General features: G+C 57.5%; 19 protein-coding genes. 12 read left to right on the forward strand and 7 right to left on the reverse strand.

Translation table 11 applies throughout. From position 1 onward, the window contains the following. Positions 1–2 precede the first annotated feature (2 nt). Entirely contained in the window at positions 3–890 is an 888-nt protein-coding gene (locus AAC599_RS17280; protein WP_340151655.1) for a DMT family transporter, read from the reverse strand. A gap of 162 nt (positions 891–1,052) precedes the next feature. Here AAC599_RS17280 and AAC599_RS17285 point away from each other — a divergent pair, with 162 nt between their 5' ends. The 5 genes from AAC599_RS17285 (at position 1,053) to AAC599_RS17305 (ending at position 4,244) form a co-directional block, all read left to right on the forward strand. Then, positions 1,053–1,853, forward strand: a complete 801-nt coding sequence (locus AAC599_RS17285) for a crotonase/enoyl-CoA hydratase family protein (protein ID WP_340151656.1) — start codon at positions 1,053–1,055, stop codon at positions 1,851–1,853. Further along, positions 1,846–2,124, forward strand: coding sequence for a hypothetical protein (locus AAC599_RS17290; RefSeq protein ID WP_340151657.1), 279 nt, complete (start codon positions 1,846–1,848; stop codon positions 2,122–2,124). The genes AAC599_RS17285 and AAC599_RS17290 overlap by 8 nt, the downstream gene beginning before the upstream one ends. 18 nt (positions 2,125–2,142) lie before the next feature. After that, on the forward strand, positions 2,143–2,748 hold the full coding sequence (locus tag AAC599_RS17295; protein ID WP_340151658.1) for a uracil-DNA glycosylase family protein: 606 nt from the start codon (positions 2,143–2,145) through the stop codon (positions 2,746–2,748). Continuing rightward, positions 2,745–3,725 (forward strand): lysophospholipase, encoded by a 981-nt coding sequence (locus AAC599_RS17300; protein WP_340151659.1) that lies wholly within the window; start codon positions 2,745–2,747, stop codon positions 3,723–3,725. Before AAC599_RS17295 ends, AAC599_RS17300 begins: the two co-directional genes overlap by 4 nt. Before the next feature lie 84 nt (positions 3,726–3,809). Then, positions 3,810–4,244, forward strand: a complete 435-nt coding sequence (locus AAC599_RS17305; protein WP_340151660.1) for a DUF2846 domain-containing protein — start codon at positions 3,810–3,812, stop codon at positions 4,242–4,244. On the opposite strand, the gene AAC599_RS17310 is transcribed toward AAC599_RS17305, so the two are convergent. Beyond that, complete coding sequence (locus AAC599_RS17310; RefSeq protein ID WP_340151661.1) at positions 4,241–4,918, reverse strand: HAD family hydrolase; 678 nt, start codon at positions 4,916–4,918, stop codon at positions 4,241–4,243. The two genes, AAC599_RS17305 and AAC599_RS17310, sit on opposite strands and share 4 nt — an antisense overlap. Before the next feature lie 99 nt (positions 4,919–5,017). Here AAC599_RS17310 and glmU point away from each other — a divergent pair, with 99 nt between their 5' ends. After that, a complete protein-coding gene (gene glmU / locus AAC599_RS17315) occupies positions 5,018–6,355 on the forward strand; it encodes a bifunctional UDP-N-acetylglucosamine diphosphorylase/glucosamine-1-phosphate N-acetyltransferase GlmU (protein ID WP_340151662.1) in 1,338 nt (445 codons plus the stop codon). Positions 6,356–6,392: 37 nt separating this feature from the next. Then, complete coding sequence (gene glmS, locus AAC599_RS17320) at positions 6,393–8,216, forward strand: glutamine--fructose-6-phosphate transaminase (isomerizing) (protein ID WP_340151663.1); 1,824 nt, start codon at positions 6,393–6,395, stop codon at positions 8,214–8,216. A gap of 4 nt (positions 8,217–8,220) precedes the next feature. Here the strand turns inward: glmS and AAC599_RS17325 are convergent, their stop codons facing one another. The 5 genes from AAC599_RS17325 to AAC599_RS17345 all read right to left on the reverse strand — a co-directional run bounded on the left by AAC599_RS17325 (position 8,221) and on the right by AAC599_RS17345 (position 12,091). Beyond that, entirely contained in the window at positions 8,221–8,493 is a 273-nt protein-coding gene (locus tag AAC599_RS17325; RefSeq protein WP_340151664.1) for a hypothetical protein, read from the reverse strand. A 258-nt stretch (positions 8,494–8,751) separates the two neighbouring features. Continuing rightward, positions 8,752–8,931 carry a hypothetical protein gene (locus AAC599_RS17330; protein WP_340151665.1) on the reverse strand — a complete coding sequence of 60 codons (180 nt, stop codon included), beginning with the start codon at positions 8,929–8,931 and terminating at the stop codon, positions 8,752–8,754. A 170-nt stretch (positions 8,932–9,101) separates the two neighbouring features. Beyond that, positions 9,102–10,337 carry a cyclopropane-fatty-acyl-phospholipid synthase family protein gene (locus tag AAC599_RS17335; RefSeq protein WP_340151666.1) on the reverse strand — a complete coding sequence of 412 codons (1,236 nt, stop codon included), beginning with the start codon at positions 10,335–10,337 and terminating at the stop codon, positions 9,102–9,104. A 308-nt stretch (positions 10,338–10,645) separates the two neighbouring features. Beyond that, positions 10,646–11,161, reverse strand: a complete 516-nt coding sequence (locus AAC599_RS17340; RefSeq protein ID WP_340151667.1) for a PAS domain-containing protein — start codon at positions 11,159–11,161, stop codon at positions 10,646–10,648. Then, positions 11,162–12,091 carry a cation diffusion facilitator family transporter gene (locus AAC599_RS17345; protein ID WP_340151668.1) on the reverse strand — a complete coding sequence of 310 codons (930 nt, stop codon included), beginning with the start codon at positions 12,089–12,091 and terminating at the stop codon, positions 11,162–11,164. A gap of 223 nt (positions 12,092–12,314) precedes the next feature. Here AAC599_RS17345 and gabD point away from each other — a divergent pair, with 223 nt between their 5' ends. The 5 genes from gabD (at position 12,315) to AAC599_RS17370 (ending at position 19,375) form a co-directional block, all read left to right on the forward strand. After that, a complete protein-coding gene (gabD, locus tag AAC599_RS17350; protein WP_340151669.1) occupies positions 12,315–13,796 on the forward strand; it encodes an NADP-dependent succinate-semialdehyde dehydrogenase in 1,482 nt (493 codons plus the stop codon). 70 nt (positions 13,797–13,866) lie between these two features. Continuing rightward, positions 13,867–15,222: a glutathione-disulfide reductase gene (gene gor, locus AAC599_RS17355; protein ID WP_340151670.1), complete on the forward strand. Its 1,356-nt coding sequence runs from the start codon at positions 13,867–13,869 to the stop codon at positions 15,220–15,222. 147 nt (positions 15,223–15,369) lie between these two features. Beyond that, on the forward strand, positions 15,370–16,749 hold the full coding sequence (locus tag AAC599_RS17360) for a 3-deoxy-7-phosphoheptulonate synthase class II (RefSeq protein WP_340151671.1): 1,380 nt from the start codon (positions 15,370–15,372) through the stop codon (positions 16,747–16,749). Between the two features lie 12 nt (positions 16,750–16,761). Continuing rightward, entirely contained in the window at positions 16,762–17,916 is a 1,155-nt protein-coding gene (locus tag AAC599_RS17365; protein WP_340151672.1) for a hypothetical protein, read from the forward strand. Between the two features lie 103 nt (positions 17,917–18,019). Further along, entirely contained in the window at positions 18,020–19,375 is a 1,356-nt protein-coding gene (locus AAC599_RS17370) for an MFS transporter (protein WP_340151673.1), read from the forward strand. Positions 19,376–19,391 lie beyond the last annotated feature (16 nt).

Genomic DNA, 19,391 nt, shown 5'->3' on the forward strand with positions numbered 1-19,391 from the left:
GTCTAGGCCTCCTTGGTCACCCGCTCCCGATGGATGATGTAGAGGCCGCTGCCGACGATGATGGCGGCGCCGAGAATGGTGAACCCGTCCGGCAGGTTGCCAAAGGCGAAATAGCCGATGATCGCCATCCAGATCAACTGCGTATAATTGAATGGCGCGACCGTCGAGGCAACGGTGTATTTAAAGGCGACAATCATGATGAAATGGCTGACCCCGCCAAGCAACCCGACAAGCGCCAACAGCAGCCAGCCCATCAGGTCCGGCGTGACCCAGATAAAGGGCGCAACGCAGCTCATGACGATTGTGCCGACCAGCACGGAATAGAAGGCTGTCGTCGAGGAGCTGTCAACCCCGGCAAGATGGCGGGTTGTGAGCTGATAGAGCGCATAAAAAAGCGACATCAGCACGACCAGAAACATCGCCGGATGCACCATGGAGAGCCCGGGCCGGAGCACGATCATGGCGCCTGCAAAACCGCAGGCAACGGCGGCCCAGCGGCGGACGCTGATTTTCTCCTTCAGCAGCAGCACCGAGAGGACAATGACGAAGAGTGGCGAGGTCGCCGCAATCGCGCCCGCATCCGCGAGCGGGATATATTTCACCGCCGTGAAGATGCAGATTGTCGCGCCGAGCAGCAGCATCGAGCGGAGGATCTGCATTTTCAGGTTATTCGTCCGGATCAGATCAAGCCCGTTCGAGGGACCCAGAAAAATCACCAGCAGCAGGATATGGAAAAAGCAGCGTGCCCAGACAACCTGAAGCGGATTGAAGGTCTGCCCGGCCAGCTTGGCAAACGAATCCATCACCGCAAACAGCGCGACGGCCGTGCAAAACAGGAAAATGCCGCGATAGGAGGAGACGGGAAGCGGCGAATTGGTAAGTACTGTCATCGGGGTATCCTGAACTTTTTCTTGTTTTTTTTGGCAAATATACTCCCGGTTCTGTAAAACGATCCCCTTATTCCGAAGTGATGTCAAGTTTTCAGGCATCATCTTCCGGTCAGGTCATTTTCCCGCTTCCTATTTTGCGGGCAATTGGGTAGCTTGTCCGGCATGACTGAAGCATTATTGTACAAACAAGATGAGGGCATTGTAACCCTCACGATCAATCGGCCGGAGGAGCGCAATGCCCTCTCCGATGATAAAATGTTCGACGCGTTCCTGAATGCGGCGGATCGGATCAGCAAGGACAAGTCGGTACGCTGCGTTATCCTGACCGGCGCGGGGAAAGCCTTCTCCGCCGGGGGAAATGTCAAGCATATGCGCGACAAGGAGGGGCTGTTCGCCGGCTCTCCCGCCCAGATCAGGGACGGCTACCGCCACGGTATTCAGAAGATTCCGCTGTCCTTCTATAACCTCGACGTACCGACGATTGCCGCCGTCAACGGTCCGGCGGTCGGTGCCGGGTTCGATCTGGCCTGCATGTGCGATATCCGCATCGCCGCCAGCTCCGCCCGTTTCGCCGAGAGTTTCGTCCGCCTCGGGATTATTCCGGGCGACGGCGGGGCCTGGTTCCTGCCGCGGGTTATCAGCCGCAGCCGCGCCGCGGAAATGACCTTTACCGGCGAGATGATCGATGCCGAAACCGCGCTCGACTGGGGGCTGGTCTCGCGCATTGTCGATGATGCGGACCTGATGAACAGCGCCATGGATCTTGCAAAGCGGATTGCCGTCAACCCGCCGCATTCGCTGCGCATGGCAAAAAAGCTGATGCGCGAAGGGGAGCATATGCGCCTCGACAGTCTTCTCGAAATGTCAGCGGCGTTCCAGGCGCTGTCCCATTACACGAAAGACCATGAGGAGGCCATCTCGGCCTTTTTCGACAAGCGGGAGGGTAATTTCAAAGGTGAGTGATCCTTTCCTGATCCTTGAAGGAGAGCGGGCTGCCTGCTGGCTGGGCATGCTGGACTATGATGTCGGCCTCGCCAGTCCGGCCTGCTATCCGCAAGGGAAAGACGATATTATCGTTAAGGTGAAACGGGATGTCTGCCTTGTAAAGGGCTCTGCCATAACGGAAAAAATAGAAAAAAGATGGGCGGAAGCGGCGCCGGACGGCGTCCTTCTGCACCGCCCCGGCCTCAGAGACGCACCCCGCCTCAACGATATCATCCGCCGCTGCCACTAGAGGCGAGGGAGCCGCCCGATGACGGAAAATCCCGAACCGCTGGCCAATCTTCTAACCGATATCCGCGCCTGCCGGATTTGCGAGGCGCATCTCCCCCTCGGGCCGCGGCCGGTGCTTGTCGCCGATCATCGCGCGCCGGTCCTTATCGCGGGTCAGGCGCCGGGCACGAAAGTCCATGCGAGCGGCATTCCCTGGGACGATCCATCGGGAGACCGGCTCCGGGATTGGCTCGATGTCGACAAGGAAACCTTCTACAACCCTGAAAAATTCGCGATTGTCCCGCAGGGTTTCTGTTATCCGGGCAAGCTGGACAAGGGCGGCGATGCCCCGCCGAGGCCCGAATGCGCCGCCACCTGGCATCCGACGCTGATCCCGATGCTGCCCAATGTGCGGCTTATCCTTGCGGTTGGCCAATATGCCCATAAATATTATCTCGGAAAGCGGCGGAAAAAGACCCTGACGGAAACCGTTGCCACCTATTTGCAATATGCGCCCGATATCCTGCCGCTACCCCATCCGAGCTGGCGGGTGCAGGGCTGGATGAAGAAGAATGATTGGTTCGAGGCCGAGATCGTGCCGCATTTGCGCGCCCGCGTCGCGGCCCTGCTGGAAGAAAGTCGATGATGTCCCATTTGCGTCCCTTGTTCCTAAGTCTTGCGGCCCTTGTTCTCGCCGCGTCCTGCTCGCCGGTGGTGCAGCAGGCGGGAGCGGAAAATGGCGAGCCGGTGCTGAACGATCGCTATCTCGACACCGCCGACGGCATACGGCTCCCCGTCAAGACATGGGAGGCGGAGGAGACGCGGGCGGTGCTGATCGCCGTGCATGGCTTCAACGACTATAGCAACACCTACGCCTTTCCGGGCAGTTGGTGGATGGGGCAGGGCCTGACCACCATCGCCTATGACCAGCGGGGCTTCGGAGAGGCACCGAATTTCGGCATCTGGCCGGGGCAGGACCTGCTTGTCAAGGATCTCGCCGCCATGGTCCGCGAGGTGCGGGAGAAATATCCCGGCAAGCCCGTCTATCTCATCGGCGAGAGCATGGGCGGCGCCGTGGTGATGACCGCCGTCACTACGGACGGTTTTCCGGACGTCGATGGCGTGATCCTCTCGGCCCCCGCGGTCTGGGGCTGGAAATCGCTCAATCTTTTCTACAAGGCCGTGCTCTGGACGGCGGCGCATACCTTTCCCGATACGACGCTGACGGGCAGGGGCATGGGCATTCAGGCCTCCGATAATATCTCGATGCTGCAGAATCTTGGCGCCGATCCGCTGTTCATCAAGGAAACCCGCATCGATTCCCTCTATGGTCTTGTCTCGATCATGGATGCGGCCTATGACGTGGCGGAGGAGATTACCCCGCCCGTGCTGTTGCTCTATGGCGCGAATGACCAGTTGGTGCCGAAGGAACCGGTCGAGGAAATCGCGGCTCGCCTGCCGGGCGGCACGGATATCGTCTTCTATGAGGACGGCTGGCACATGCTGATGCGCGATCTGCAGGGCCCCGTCGTCTGGAAGGACATCGCCGACTGGATCTTCTCCCGCGAGATCCCGTCGGGCAAGAAAATCGCCGAACTGCCGATCTTCAAGGGCGAAGATTAAGGTAACTCAATAAATTACAGATTGCGCATACCACCGCATTGCGATAGTAAGTGACCCTCTATCTCAATCCTGTCAGGTGTTTTTATGCGTTTTATTCTTTCCGTTTTTGCCGTCCTCATTCTCGCTGGCTGCACGGCGACCGGTCCCACCTTTTCCGAGCAAAGCTCCGTCACGCCGGACCTGAAGCCCGAACCCGGCAAGGCGCTCGTTTATGTGTATCGATTGGATCAATTCCGGGGATCCGGTGTAACCTCACCATTCTTGGATAACGGACAACAGGTCGGAATATTAAATCGAGGCGGATATATCACCTTTCAAACTGATCCGGGGTTGCATGAATTTCGGACAGACGTTATCGCAGTGGATGAACCGCTGACATTGGATGTCGTGGAAGGACAGACATACTATTTGAAAATTTTCACTCAGGGAGTGTGGCGCATGGTTTTCAATACAGTCCTTGTCCCGAAAGAAGAAGCTATTATCGACCTCAGGGAAATGCGGTATCAGGGGGGCAACTAGGACGGGGTCTCCGTCAGGCGCCGGATCAGCGGAACCAGTTCATCGAAGTGATCGATGATATGGTCGGGGCCGAGGTCGTGAACCGGGGTTTCCGTATAGCCATAGCTGACCGCGATGCAGGGGATCCCGGCGTTATGGGCGGCATTGATGTCGGTGGCGGAATCACCGATCATGAAGGCCGCATCGCCGCGATGTTCCATCTCCGACAGCGTTCCCGTGATATGTCCCGCGGCGGGCTTGCGCATCTTGAAGCTGTCGCCGCCGGTCACGGCCTTGAAATACTGGCTCATCTCCAGCTCATCGAGGAGCTTGCGCGCAAAGCCGACCGGCTTGTTCGTACAGACGGCAAGCGGCACATCTTCCGCCCGGAACGCCTCTAGCGCCTTCATCACGCCCGGATAGGGCAGGCTCGCATCGCTCAGGTGATCTTCATAGAAGAGGAAGAATTCCTGGGCGAGCGCCTCGAATTCGTTCCGTTCCAGCATTCCGCCGGTCGCTATCAGCCCTTTTTCGAGCAGCGCCCGCGCGCCCTGACCAACCATATGGCGGACATGATCGAGGTCGATCGTCTCCCGTCCCGCATGGCTCAGGCAGAAGTTGAGCGCCGAGAAGAGGTCCGGTGCGCTGTCCACCAGAGTGCCGTCGAGATCGAAAATTAGGCTAAAATTCTGCATTTTTGAAAAATCCGGTAACATTTTTTTATTTGTTTTTAGTCTATGGTTAAGTGTTATTAAAGCCGAAATCGTGAGTATATTTAAAGGCCGTATCGTAAAATGACCTCTATCGCCGCTGTTGTCCTCGCCGCCGGAGCCGGAACCCGCATGAAATCGGCCAAGCCGAAAGTCATGCATGAAATCGGCGGACGGCCCATGATTTCCCATCTTCTGGGCACCGTGGGGGCGCTTGATCCGTCAAAAGTCGTGGTGGTGACGTCGCCCGCCATGGACAGCGTGCAGGAAGAGGTCGCGCCCGCCGAGATTGCCATCCAGAAAGAGGCGCTCGGCACCGGCCATGCGGTCGCCGCCGCGCTTGACGCGCTTAAAGGGTTTGGCGGCGATGTGCTCATTCTCTATGGCGACACCCCGCTGATCGAGGCGGAAACCCTTGAAAAAATGATCGAGAAACGCCGCGCGAGCGACAAATGCGCCGTTGTCGTGCTGGGGTTCGAGCCGGATGATCCGCTGGAATACGGTCGTTTGGTCACCGATAAAGACGGGAATTTAACTGCCATCGTCGAATTCGCCGATGCGAGCGCCGAGGAACGCGCCGTTCGGCTCTGTAATTCGGGGGTCATGGCCATCAATGGTGAACATCTAGAAGCCCTCATCACGGCGGTCGACAACAAGAATGCCAAGGGCGAATATTACCTCACCGATATTGTCGAGATCGCGATTCAAAAAGGTCTTACCTGCGCCTATGTGAAGGGCGAGGAGGAGGAGCTTCTCGGCGTCAACAACCGCGTCCAGCTTGCCGAGGCCGAAGCCATCGCGCAAAGACGCTGGCGCTTGGCGGCAATGACAGCGGGGGCGACGCTGATCGACCCGGAGACCGTCTGGTTCAGCCATGATACGAAATTGGGGCGGGATGTGGTGGTCGAGCCCGGCGTCTTCTTCGGTCCCAAGGTGACGGTAGGTGACAATGTCCGCATCAAGGCCTACAGCCATCTGGAAGGCACGACCATTGGCGAGAAGGCACAAATCGGCCCCTTCGCAAGGCTGCGCCCCGGCGCGGAAGTGGCGGACAGGGTCAAGATCGGCAATTTCGTCGAGATCAAGAAATCAACGCTGGAGACCGGCGCGAAAGTCAGCCATCTCTCCTACATCGGCGATGCGCGCGTCGGGGCCGAGGCCAATATCGGCGCGGGCACCATTACCTGTAACTATGACGGCTATGACAAGTTCAAGACCGACATCGGGGCCGGGGCCTTTATCGGCTCCAACACCGCGCTGGTCGCACCGGTCAAGATCGGCGATGGCGCGATTGTCGGCGCGGGCAGCACCATCTCGAAAAATGTCGAGGCCGACGCCCTCGGGATCGAACGGGCAGAGGAAAAGCAGAAATCCGGCTGGGCGAAGCGCTTTCGTGACTTGAAGAAAAAAGTCAAAAAATAACGCCAAACTATTGTTTTTATTATAAGGTACGCAAAATATGTGTGGAATTATCGGGGTTCTCGGCAAGAAAGACGTTGTGCCGTCACTGATTGGCGGATTGAAGCGTCTGGAATATCGCGGCTATGACAGCGCCGGGATCGCGACGCTGACCGCGGACGGGATCGACCGCCGCCGCGCCGAAGGCAAGCTCGAAAATCTTGAAAAGGTGCTTAAGGGCAATGGCCTTCAGGGCCTCGCCGGGATCGGCCACACGCGCTGGGCCACCCATGGCGTGCCGAACGAAGTCAATGCCCATCCACATATGACGAAGCAGATCGCGCTCGTTCATAACGGGATTATCGAGAATTACCGCGAGCTTGCCGACGAGCTGACGGCCAAGGGCTATGTGTTCGAATCCGAGACCGATACGGAAATCGCGGCGCAGCTGATCACCAGCTATATCGACGAGGGCAAAACGCCGGAAGAGGCGATGGCCGCCGCGCTTAAAAAACTGCATGGCGCTTTCTCCCTCGCGGTGATTTTCAAGAACCATAACAACCTGATGATAGGCGCCCGCCGCGGTGCGCCGCTCGCGGTCGGCTGGGGCGACGGCGAGATGTTCCTGGGCTCCGACGCGCTCGCGCTCGCGCCGCTGACGTTACGCATCTCCTATCTGGAGGAAGACGACTGGGCCGTGCTCACCCGCGACGGCGCCACGTTTTATGACAAGACCGGCGCTAAGGTCGAACGACCGATCAAGCAGACGCAGCTCTCCGGCGCGATGATCGGCAAGGGCAACCACCGCCATTTCATGATGAAGGAAATCGCCGAGCAGCCCGCGGTCATGGGCGAGACGCTGAACGCCTTCTTCAACCCCAAAAGCCGCACCATCACGCTGCCCGACCTGCCGTTTGACTGGAACGATCTGCCGAAAATGACCATCGTCGCCTGCGGCACGTCCTACTACGCGGGCATGATCGCCAAATACTGGTTCGAGGGGATCGCCGATCTCAATGTTGAGGTCGATATCGCCTCGGAATTCCGCTACCGGCAGATGCCGCTTAAAAAAGGCGGGCTGGCGCTCTTTATCTCGCAGTCCGGCGAGACGGCGGATACGCTCGCGGCGCTCAAATATGCAAAGGCGAACGGCCAGCATATCGCCTCCATTGTCAATGTGGAGGAAAGCTCCATGGGCCGGGAATCGGATTTCGTCTTCCATACCCAGGCCGGACCGGAAATCGGCGTCGCCTCAACGAAAGCCTTTACCTGCCAGCTGGTGACGCTCGCCTGTATTGCCATCGATGCGGGCGTCAAGCGCGGCACCATCGACCATGAGGAAGAGGCGCGGCTCTGCAAGGCGCTCGCGGAGGTTCCGGCGCGGGCGGCGGAAATCCTCGATGGGGACGAGAATATCAAGACACTTGCCGAGGAAATATTCGAGGCGCGCGACGTGCTTTATATCGGTCGCGGCACAGGGTATCCCATCGCCCTCGAAGGGGCGCTGAAGCTGAAGGAAATCTCCTATATCCATGCGGAGGGCTATGCGGCGGGGGAGCTCAAGCATGGGCCCATTGCGCTCATTGACGAGCTGGTGCCGGTCATCGTGGTGGCCCCGTCTGATCCCTATTTTGAGAAAACGGCCTCCAACATGCAGGAGGTGATGGCCCGGAATGCACGGGTGATTTTCCTCTCCGATGCGGAAGGGATCAAGCAGCTTGGCGGGCGGGCCCTGGGCTCGATCGAGCTGCCGACGGTGGATCCGTTCGTCGCTCCGATCCTCTATGCGATCCCGGTGCAGATCCTCGCCTATCACGTCGCCGTCCTGAAAGGCACCGACGTCGATCAGCCCCGCAACCTCGCCAAATCCGTCACGGTGGAGTAGGGGGCTAGTCTTTTTCGGAAAATAATTTGGTGGGGGAGTTTTGCTCTTTCAGCAATTCGACAATTTTTCCTAATCGTTCATTTATGGAAATAAATGTTGTCAGAACTCCTATCACAATTATGTAACCCAAAAATACCGACAAAACAATAAGAGCTAACTTCGTCTGGTCTACTTGGGTTTGAGAAGCCTGTTGCCAAAATATAAACAAACCAACAATCACAACAATATGAAGAATATTAAGAAGAACCCCAAATACATTCGATATCCAAGTATTCATATTTTTCCTCAATCTGTGCTTAAAGACACTAGAAATCCTACAATTAGAAGATTTTTTTGTCCATGTTTAAAATCTTAATAAGTTGTATACACATTCGCAAATGAGTGGGGAAAAAGTCTACCTATCAACAGGTGGGAGTGGGCGTTGAGACATCCGTTGATGCGGAACTAGGCTCTCCTATCCGCTACAAGTTTGTCGTAAACCCAAGGCATCCGAATAATGCACCCCCCAACGCAAATAGCCGCTTACAGCAGCCTATCAGGCTTTTTTCCTGGCCCGCTTCGGCTTGTCTTCGTTCGCTTCCTTGGCCGGAGGCCAGTCAGTGATCCCTTTCACCGGGACATGCGCGCTGTCCTTGAAAAGGTTAAAATGGCTGAGCTCTTTGAAGATGGATTCGCGTTGTTTCTCGGTAAGCTCAACATTCGCTGTCTTTGTCATGTCTTCCTCGTAATCAAACGCTCTCCGGTGATAAATACACCAATTTGTATTTTAGAAACATAAAAAATCAGGATTTCCTTAAATCAGGAAATTTCCGATATGTTATTTATGCCTCACCAGAACCCTCCTGATATGGGTAAAAATCCCTGAATTTCAATGGTTTTGGGGCCTCATTCCGCCGCGACGCGGGCGGGGTTGAGTTCGTTTTCCTCAATCTCGCTGATATAGTCGCGGGTGAGCGGCAGGTCGGTGAGGCGCTTCGCAAGCTGGATCTGGAACACGACAAGGCCGCTGTTGCGGAAGGAGACTTCGCTGGCGGCGAGATAGAATTCCCACATCCGGCAGAACCGGTCATCATAGATTTCGCGCACGGTCTCCAGCTTCGCCATGAACCGCTTGCGCCAGTCGCGCAATGTTTCCGCATAATGCACACGCAGGATCTCGATATCCGTGACGTAAAGCCCGGCCTTCTCGATCGCCGGGGTGACCTCCGAGAGCGGCGGGATATAGCCGCCGGGGAAGATGTATTTCTGTATCCACGGATTGGTCGGCGAGGGGCGGTCGGCGGTGCCGATGGTATGGATCAAGGCGACACCGTCATCGCTCAGGATCGATTTCACCTTCTTGAAATACTGCTTGTAATGGGGCACGCCCACATGCTCGAACATGCCGACGGAGACGATCCGGTCGAATGTCTCGGTGACATCGCGATAATCGGTGAGGCGGTAGTCGACCTTGTTCACGAGGCCCATCTGTTTGGCCTTCTCGCTGGCATAGCCAAGCTGGTTCTTCGAGAGGGTGACGCCGGTGACCTTCACATCCGCATTCTCGGCGAGGAAGCGGGCCATGCCGCCCCAGCCGCAGCCGATATCCAGCACTTTCTGCCCCGGTTTCAGGGCGAGCTTGGCGGCGATATGCGCCATCTTCTGCACCTGCGCCTGTTCCAGGCTGTCATTCGGCGTCTTGTAATAGGCGCAGGAATATTGCCGGTTCTCATCAAGGAACAGGTCATAGAAGTCATCGCTCAGGTCATAATGATGGGCGACATTCTTGAGCGAGCGGCTTTTCGGGTTGAACTGGTTGAAAAACCAGTAGAAGCGATAGACGAAATCGCCGAGATCAACGAACAGGTTGCGCTTTCCCCAGCCGATATTGCGGGTGAAGAGGTCCAGCAGATCGTAGATATTGCCGTCCTCCAGCGTGAGCTCCCCGTCCATATAGGCTTCGCCGAGATACAGCTTGGGGAAGAGGGCAAGCTTGCGGGTCACGGCTTTCGTATGCAGGCGCATTTTGACGACCGGGCCGGGAGTGCCGCTGTCGAAGAGGATTTCCCGGCCATCCGGATCAATCACCGTGAGCTTGCCCTGCCTGATGAGGCGTTTGAGGATTTGAGATAAAGCGATCATATCAACTCCCGTTATGTCCGGCCGGAGACCAAGCTGATAGTATAACGCTTCTGCGGCGTAAACGTTCCCTTGCAACTGAAATTTACATTGTTGAAGAGAGCCCAGCTTGTCTTCCTGCGGCAACGCGCGATACCCGGGCCCGGACTGTCTGTGATAAGGGCCCGTAAATACGCATTGCCAGATCAACAGTTTCAAACAGATTTATCCAATTCTGAAACCTTGCAACGCGGAAATCAAGCCTATTTTTTATTACAAGGACCAAGTAAAGCCGATGTTTTCTACTTCCCGTGCCTTGAGATAAGGCTGTTTTATCTCAAAAGGGACATGGCGCCGATGATGAAGCGGATATCGCCCGCCTCATCGACGAGCGGGCAGTCGACTGTCTCAAATGACAGATACTTTTTGCCGAAGACATCGGCAACGCCCGAGCAGCGCCGCGCCGTCCGCCCGGCGACCAGCGTATCGAGATAGTCGGAGAGCAGCCGGATTTCCGGCAATGGATCCTGCGGTGTGATCTCATGACCACGCAGGGACGTGCCGACGATATCCACCACCGTCTCGCCGTTCAGGCGGTTACGATAACGTCCCGGTCCCAGTACCTCGACCAGATAGAGGGAGGGCGCCAGCTTCCAGTGGCGGGAAATATCGAAATCAGCCCGGAGCGGAAGATCGGGTTGAAACTCCGCCCACCAGCGATAGAGTGCGCGGACGGTGTCGGTCTTGAAGTCATCCGCGGAGGTCACGCTCTCCCGCACGACTTTCCGGAAATTGTCCGAGCGTTTCTGTTCTTCGACTTTGCGCATATAAATCAGGTTTGTACTCATTCAGGGGGTGAGCGCCTTGCGATGGGCCGTGAAATTCTGGGCCTCGATGAAGACGCGTTTTACATTGGGGAACTGCTGCTTGATCCGGGTCTCGAAATCACTGATCGCGGCTTCGACCTCGATAGAATCGAGGGCATCGGAAAAATCGAGACTCACATTCACCAGAATATCCGTCGGCCCCAAATGCATGGTCAGCAATTCGTTCAGGCTGACAATGCGACTGTCATTGCCGATGATCTGCTCGATCCCCTCGACGACCTGCTTACCCGCACTCTCGCCGATCAGCAGGCCCTTGCATTCGATGGCGAGCAGGACCGCAACGGCGGCGAGGATCGCTGCAATCACAACCGAGGCGACGCCATCCAGTTCCGGTATCCCGAGATGCTGGGCGAGAAAGATACCGACAAGCGCGGTAACCAGGCCGAGCATGGCCGCTGTATCCTCGAACAGGATGGTGAAGATCGTCGGGTCCTTGCTGTGCCGGACTTCCTGCCACAGGCTGCGTTTGCCGCGGATGCGGTTAAATTCGAGATAGGCAACAGTCCAGGCCCAGCCCTCGAAAATAATGGCGAGGCCGAGCACGACATAGTTCCAGGTCGGATCGGTGATCACCTCGGGATGGCGAATATGCTTGATCCCCTCATAGAGGGAAATGCCGGCGCCAAGCGCGAAGATCAGGATGGCGACGACAAAGGCCCAGAAATACAGCTCCATCCCGTAGCCGAAGGGATGCTGCCTGTCCGGCTTCTTCGCCGCCTTCTTGAGGCCGTGCAGCATCAGGATCTGGTTTCCCGTATCGACCAGCGAATGCACGCCCTCGCTCAGCATCGCCGAACTGCCAGTAAAAAAGGCCGCCGTGAATTTCGACACCGCGATGAGCGAATTGCCGATAAGCGCCGCATATATGACTTTTTTCGATCCGGCTGCCACAAATCCCCCGCACGCTTCCGACGTATTCTGATGATATTACAAGGACTAATGGCGTCGAAGATACGGGGCCTTGAGACGAGTTTCAACCTGACTCTTATGATGCGTGCAAAAAAGCTTGAGGATGGAACATTGACTCATACATAAACAGGCATAAACTCCGCTTTCTCTCAAAGGCCCGGAAATCCGGGCGACACCCAAGGGAAGGCCAACCAAAGGAGCCGTTATGCTGGACAAAAACACCAACCCCCTCAATCTGAAGGACCCCGATCTGCTGAGAATGCAGGGACTTGTGGCCGGCAGCTGGTGCGACGCGGATGGCGGCGGAAAAATCGAGGTGACCAACCCGGCAACCGGAGAGGTGATCGGCACGGTGCCGGAGATGGGCGCCGCCGAGACCCGCCGCGCGATCGAGGCGGCGAAGGACGCCATGCCCGGCTGGGCCGGCAAGACCGCGAAGGAGCGGGCGAATATCCTGCGCAAATGGCATGATCTGATGCTGGAGGCAACAGACGACCTCGCCAAGATCATGACTGTCGAGATGGGCAAGCCGCTGGCCGAGGCAAAAGGGGAGGTGGCCTACGCCGCGTCCTTCATCGAATGGTTCGCCGAAGAGGGCAAGCGCATCTATGGCGACACCATCCCCGAACATCAGAGCGACAAGCGCATCGTCGTCATCAAGCAGCCGATCGGCGTCACGGTGGCGATTACACCCTGGAACTTCCCGATTGCCATGATCACGCGAAAGGCGGCCCCGGCGCTCGCGGCGGGGTGTCCGATGGTGATCAAGCCCGCGGAACTCACACCCTATTCCGCCTTCGCCATGGCGGTGCTGGCAGAACGGGCGGGTATCCCGGCGGGTATCCTCAGTGTCGTGACCGGGGAAGCAAAGGATATTGGCGGCGAGATGACCTCCAACCCCACTGTGGCCAAACTGACCTTCACCGGCTCGACCCGGGTCGGCAAGCTGCTGATGGAACAATGCGCGGGCACAGTCAAGAAAACCTCCATGGAACTTGGCGGTAATGCGCCGTTCATCGTCTTCGATGACGCCAATCTTGATGAGGCGGTAGAAGCGGCGATGGCGTCTAAATATCGCAATGCCGGCCAGACCTGCGTCTGCGCCAACCGCATCTATGTGCAGGATGGCATCCATGATGCCTTTATCAAGAAGCTGACGGAAAAGGCAAGGGACCTGAAAGTCGGTAACGGCCTGGAAGACGGCGTCGCGCAAGGCCCGCTGATTAACGAGGCAGCAATCGAGAAGGTCGAGGATCATATCAAGGATGCGCTCGGGAAGGGCGCGAAGCTGGAAGTTGGCGGTCAGCGTCACTCCCTCGGCCAGACATTTTTTGAACCCACGGTCCTCACCGGCATGACACAGGAAATGAAGGTCGCGAAGGAGGAAACCTTCGGTCCCGTGGCAGCGGTATTCAAATTCACCGATGAGGCCGATGTCATCCGAATGGCGAATGATACGGAATTTGGTCTCGCCGCCTATCTCTGCGCTCGCGATATCGGTCGCATCTGGCGCGTCGGCGAGGGGCTGGAATATGGCATTGTCGGCATCAACACCGGCATTATCTCGACCGAAATGGCGCCCTTTGGCGGTGTCAAGCAATCCGGCATCGGCCGCGAAGGCTCGAAATACGGTATTGAAGACTATCTGGAGATCAAATACATGTGTATCGGCGGCATCGACAGCTGATCGCCATTACATAAAACGGGGCCGCGCAAACCCGATGCCGTGACCGGCGTCTGATATAGGAAGTAGTAAAGTGGAATTTGATTACGATCTGTTTGTCATTGGCGCCGGCTCCGGGGGTGTCCGTGCGTCCCGCATTTCTTCAAGCCTGGGCGCGAAAGTCGCCATCGCCGAGGAATTCCGCGTCGGCGGCACCTGCGTCATCCGTGGCTGCGTGCCGAAAAAGCTGCTGGTCTACGCCAGTCATTTCTCGGAGGATTTCGAGGATGCCGCCGCCTATGGCTGGACCGTTGGCGAGACAAGTCATTCCTGGGAAACGCTGATCCAAAACAAGGATAAGGAAATTGACCGGCTGAACCGTATCTATCACGGCATCCTCGATAACAACAACGTGACGCTCTTCGAGGCACGGGCGACCATTGTCGACAAGAACACGGTCCGCGTCGGTGATAAAACGGTGACCGCAAAATACATCCTGATCGCCACCGGCGGATGGCCGGTCATGCCCGACGTTCCCGGCATCGAACATGCCATTTCATCGAATGAGGCGTTGCATCTCGAAGAATTTCCCAAACGGATAATTGTCGTTGGTGGCGGCTATATCGCCGTCGAGTTCGCTGGAATTTTCAACGGCCTTGGCGCCGAAGTGACGCAGCTTTACCGTAGCACGCAAATATTGCGCGGTTTCGATTCTGATGTGCAGAATTTCCTGGCCGATGAGATCCAGAAAAAGGGCATCAATCTACGCACCCATTCAAATCCGGCAAAAATCGAGAAGACTGACAGCGGCCTGAAAGTCACGCTGGAAGATGGTGATGTGATTGAGACCGACGCGATCATGTATGCGACGGGGCGCAAACCCAACACGGATAACCTCGGACTTGAAAATGTCGGTGTCGAGCTCAAGGAAAATGGCGCCGTGAAGGTTTCACCAGGCTCGCAGACCAACGTCGATAATATCTATGCGGTTGGCGATGTTACCGACCGCCTTTCGTTGACCCCGGTTGCCATTCATGAGGGCATGGCTTTCGCCGAGACTGTGTTCGGTAACCGTCCGAGCGCGGCGGATCACGAAAATGTCCCTTCCGCCGTCTTTTCACAGCCGCAGGTCGGCACCGTCGGTCTGACAGAGGCTGAGGCGCGGGAGAAATTCGGTGAGGTGGATATCTATAAGTCGGAATTCCGTCCAATGAAAATGACCTTGACCGGCGGAACAGAAAAGGCGTTCGTCAAGCTGATCGTTGATCAGAAGACAGATATTGTCGTCGGCGTGCATATTGTCGGCGGTGACGCGGCGGAAATTATCCAGTCCGTCGGCATCGCCCTCAAATGTAAGGCGACCAAGACACAGTTTGACGCGACGGTCGGTGTTCATCCCTCGCTCGCCGAGGAAATCGTCACCATGCGGGAGAAGTTCGTCGCGGCGTGATTTGCCCGGATTTATACCGTATACATATGATTTAAGCCTGTTTTTTGGTCATTTATCCGCTAAATGGCCGGTTATGGATTGCGAAAACGGCAAAAGGCTGTAGATAATAGCGTTAATGAAGCGAAACTAAATTTGAGGAATATCGAGATGACCAAATCCTGGACCCCTGACAGCTGGAGACAAAAAAATGCCCGCCAGCTGCCAACCTATCCGGATCTCGACGCGCTTGGCGCGGTGGAAAGTGAACTGAAATCCTTTCCGCCCCTCGTATTTGCAGGTGAGGCGAGAAGCCTTAAGAAAAAACTCGCCGATGTGGCGGAAGGCCGAGCCTTCCTGCTGCAGGGCGGTGACTGCGCCGAGAGTTTCGCGGAATTCCATCCGGACAATATCCGCGATACCTTCAAGGTGCTGTTGCAGATGGCGGTGGTCCTCACCTTCGGTGCCAACTGCCCGGTGGTCAAGGTGGGCCGTCTCGCCGGTCAGTTCGCGAAACCACGTTCCAGCGATACGGAAACCCAGGACGGCGTTGAACTGCCGAGCTACCGTGGCGATATCATCAACGGCTTCGACTTCAACGAGGACGCCCGCATACCCGATCCGGCGCGGATGCTGAAAGGCTATTCACAGGCGGCCTCGACCCTCAACCTGCTGCGCGCCTTCGCGCAAGGCGGTTATGCCGATCTGCATCAGGTCCATAGCTGGAACATGGGCTTCGTCGCCAGCGGCGATCAGGGGGAACGCTACCGTGAGATGGCCGACCGCATTCATGACGCGCTTGCCTTCATGGAGGCCTGCGGCGTGACCTCTAATAACACCCCCGAAATGGGGCGGACGGATTTTTACACCTCACATGAGGCGCTGCTGTTGCCGTATGAGCAGAGCCTGACCCGCGTCGACAGTACATCGGGCGATTACTACGATACCTCGGCCCATATGCTGTGGATCGGCGACCGCACCCGCGATCCTGACGAAGCGCATGTGGAATTCCTGAGCGGCGTTGCCAACCCGATCGGCGTCAAGGCCGGTCCGACGCAGACCGCAGATGGTTTGCTCAGGCTGATTGATACGCTCAACCCGAAGAATGAGGCGGGCCGGATGACGGTCATCTGCCGCTTTGGCGCGGACAATGTGGAGAAACATCTGCCCGAGCTGATCCGCAAAGTTGAGCGCGAGGGACGGAAGGTTGTCTGGTCCTGCGATCCAATGCATGGCAATACGATCAAATCGGCGACCGGTTACAAAACCCGCCCGGTCGATCGCATTCTGGAAGAAGTGCGCCAGTTCTTCGATGTGCACCAGGCGGAAGGCACCTATGCCGGTGGCGTCCATTTCGAGATGACGGGGCAGAATGTCACCGAATGCATCGGCGGCGCGTTCGAAGTCACCGAGGAGGGCCTCAGCGACCGCTATCACACGGCCTGCGATCCGCGCCTCAATGCCAATCAGGCGCTGGAGCTGGCGTTCCTGATTTCCGAAATGATCAAGAAGGAAAGGGGCAACGGCGCCGCTATCGCAGCAGCCTCGTAACCTGACAGGGACATGACCAGCCAGACGCCAGTTGACAAGCGGGAGACGGTGGATCGCGCCATCGCCGACCATACGGACCAGTATTTTAACAAGACCAAGCGCGTTATCGGGCATTTTGGCGATAAGACGGTCACTTATGCCGTCTTCATGCGGCGCCCGGTCATCTTCTGTCCGCGCCTGATGCTGGACTGGCTGAACGGCATGGCGCAAATGCGCGGCCACAGCTTCCAGATCGAGCCCTGCTTCGAGGAAGGGGACTGGGTCGGCGCCGGCGAGCCACTTGTCTATATCACCGGCAGTTTCCACAACCTTGTCGATCTGGAGACGCTTTACCTGCAGAAGCTGGGCTCCGCCTGTGTCGCGGCCTATAACGCCTATGCCATGTGCTCCCACATGCCGGAGACATATTTCCTGGCTATGGACGCCCGTCATTGCGCCGGGTCGGAGATGGCGGAACTGATGGCCTATGCCGCCTCCGTCGGCAGCCGCGCCGTGGTCCGGGAACTGGGAGCGCTTGGCTTCATCGGCAATGCCAATAACGCGACCGCGCATTATTTCGGTAACGAATTTGGCATGGGCACCATGCCCCACGCCCTGATCGGCTATGCGGGCAGCACCGTGCGGGCAGCGGAAATGTTCCATGAGAGCTTTCCGGACGATCCGCTCACCGTCCTTGTCGATTACTACGGCAAGGAAATTACCGACGCGCTGGCCACCTGCCGCCGTTTTCCCGACATGGCGGCAGCGGGGCGCGTGTCCGTCCGCATCGATACCCATGGCGGCCGCTTTATCGAGGGGCTGGATCCCGCCACCTCCTATGCGGTGCTGGAACGGCACATGCCGCGCGGCATCCGCCAGTACCGCTCCGAACAGGAGCTGAAATGGCTGGTCGGGACCGGAGTCTCGGCGGCGGCCATCTATTTGATGCGCGAACAGCTGGATGAAGCAGGTTTCGACAAGGTGAAGATTGTCGCCTCCTCGGGCTTCTCGCCGGAGAAATGCCGGACCATGGGCAACATGAAGGCCCCCATCGATGTGATCGGCACGGGGTCCTTCCTGCCGGAGATCTGGCCGGAGACCTATGCAACGGCGGATATCATCTCTTACGACGGCACACCGGCCGTCAAACTCGGTCGCGAGTTCCTGCTGCGCAAAGAAAAACCCTGACCTTCCTTATCAGGACAGAAAATGTCGCTTTCTGATTGGCACAAAGCGCCAAATGTGATCAAAGCGGGCTTTACGCGATTCCTTTTGTAGCGGACGAAGTGCGATGTATGCTGCGGTGAGAAATTCATGGCCCCTGTTGCTGGGCCTGGGCCTGCTGATGGTCGGCAACGGCCTGCAGATCAGCCTTGTCGGCATCCGGGCGACGCTGGAAGGATTTCCCGCGGCGGTCACCGGTTTTGTCATGTCCGGATACTATCTCGGATTCCTGGTCGGCTCCATCATCACACCGATGATTCTGGCGAATGTTGGCCATGTGCGCGTGTTCGCGGCACTGGCCTCGCTCGCCTCCTCGGCGGCGCTGATCTATGTCGTCTTCGTCGATCCCATCGTCTGGGGTTTCATGCGGCTGCTGACAGGCTTCGCCTTCGCCGGTCTCTATATCGTCTGTGAAAGCTGGCTCAATGACGCGGCGACGAACAAGACGCGCGGACAGCTTCTCTCTGTCTATATGATCATCATGATGGGCGGCATGGCGGGCGGACAGCTGTTCCTCAACCTCGCCGATCCGGGCGGATATACGCTCTTTATCTTTATCTCCGTGCTGATTTCCGTCGCGCTGATCCCGATGGCGCTGACCGCGAATGCGGCACCGAATTTCACGGCGAGCGCCCGGCTCAAGCTCAAGGAACTCTACAAGATTTCCCCGCTGGGCATCGTCGGCATGTTTGCGCAAGGGGTGACCGGCGGCGCGTTCTACGGCCTGGCGGCAGTGTATGGCGATAATATCGGCCTGTCCGTCGCCCAGATTTCGAGCTTCATCAGTGTGATGATCATGGGCGGGGTGATCCTGCAATGGCCGGTCGGGCGGCTGTCGGACCGGTTTGACCGACGCATGATCCTGATGGTGACGACCATGCTGAGCGGGGCGGCGGCCATTCTCGCGCTCTACGCCGGGGAGACCGGGAGCTTCCTGCTGTTCCTGCTGAGCGTCGGGCTGTTCGGCGGATTTTCGGTGCCGCTTTATTCGCTCTGTATTGCCCATACGAACGATCATATCGAGGTCGATAAAATGGTGGCGGCGAGTAGCGGTCTGATCCTCGTCAACGGCTGCGGCGCGATTTTCGGCCCGATCATCGTCGGTCCGCTGATGTCCCTGATGGGAAGCTATGTTTTCTTCGGCTGGCTGGCGATCGGGCATATTGCCATTGGCCTCTTTGCCATCTATCGGATGTATAAATCCCCGGCCATGCCGATGGATGAGCAGGGGGCCTTTGTCGCCATGCCGGTCCGCGCCGGTGCCGCCGTCGCCACCCTCAACCCGGAAACCGAAGAATGGATCAATGACGAGCCGCCTGCCTATAGCGAAGGCGAGGAGGGCGAGAATGAACCCGCCGAAGAGGACCCGGACGCCACCGGCCTTCAGGATTGCGGTCCGTCGCTGGGGTCGAATAACCCCTGATTTTCGAAATTTTTGA

Origin of the sequence: uncultured Sneathiella sp. (assembly GCF_963976355.1) — a bacterium.
In the GTDB taxonomy this organism is placed as follows: Bacteria; Pseudomonadota; Alphaproteobacteria; order Sneathiellales; family Sneathiellaceae; genus Sneathiella.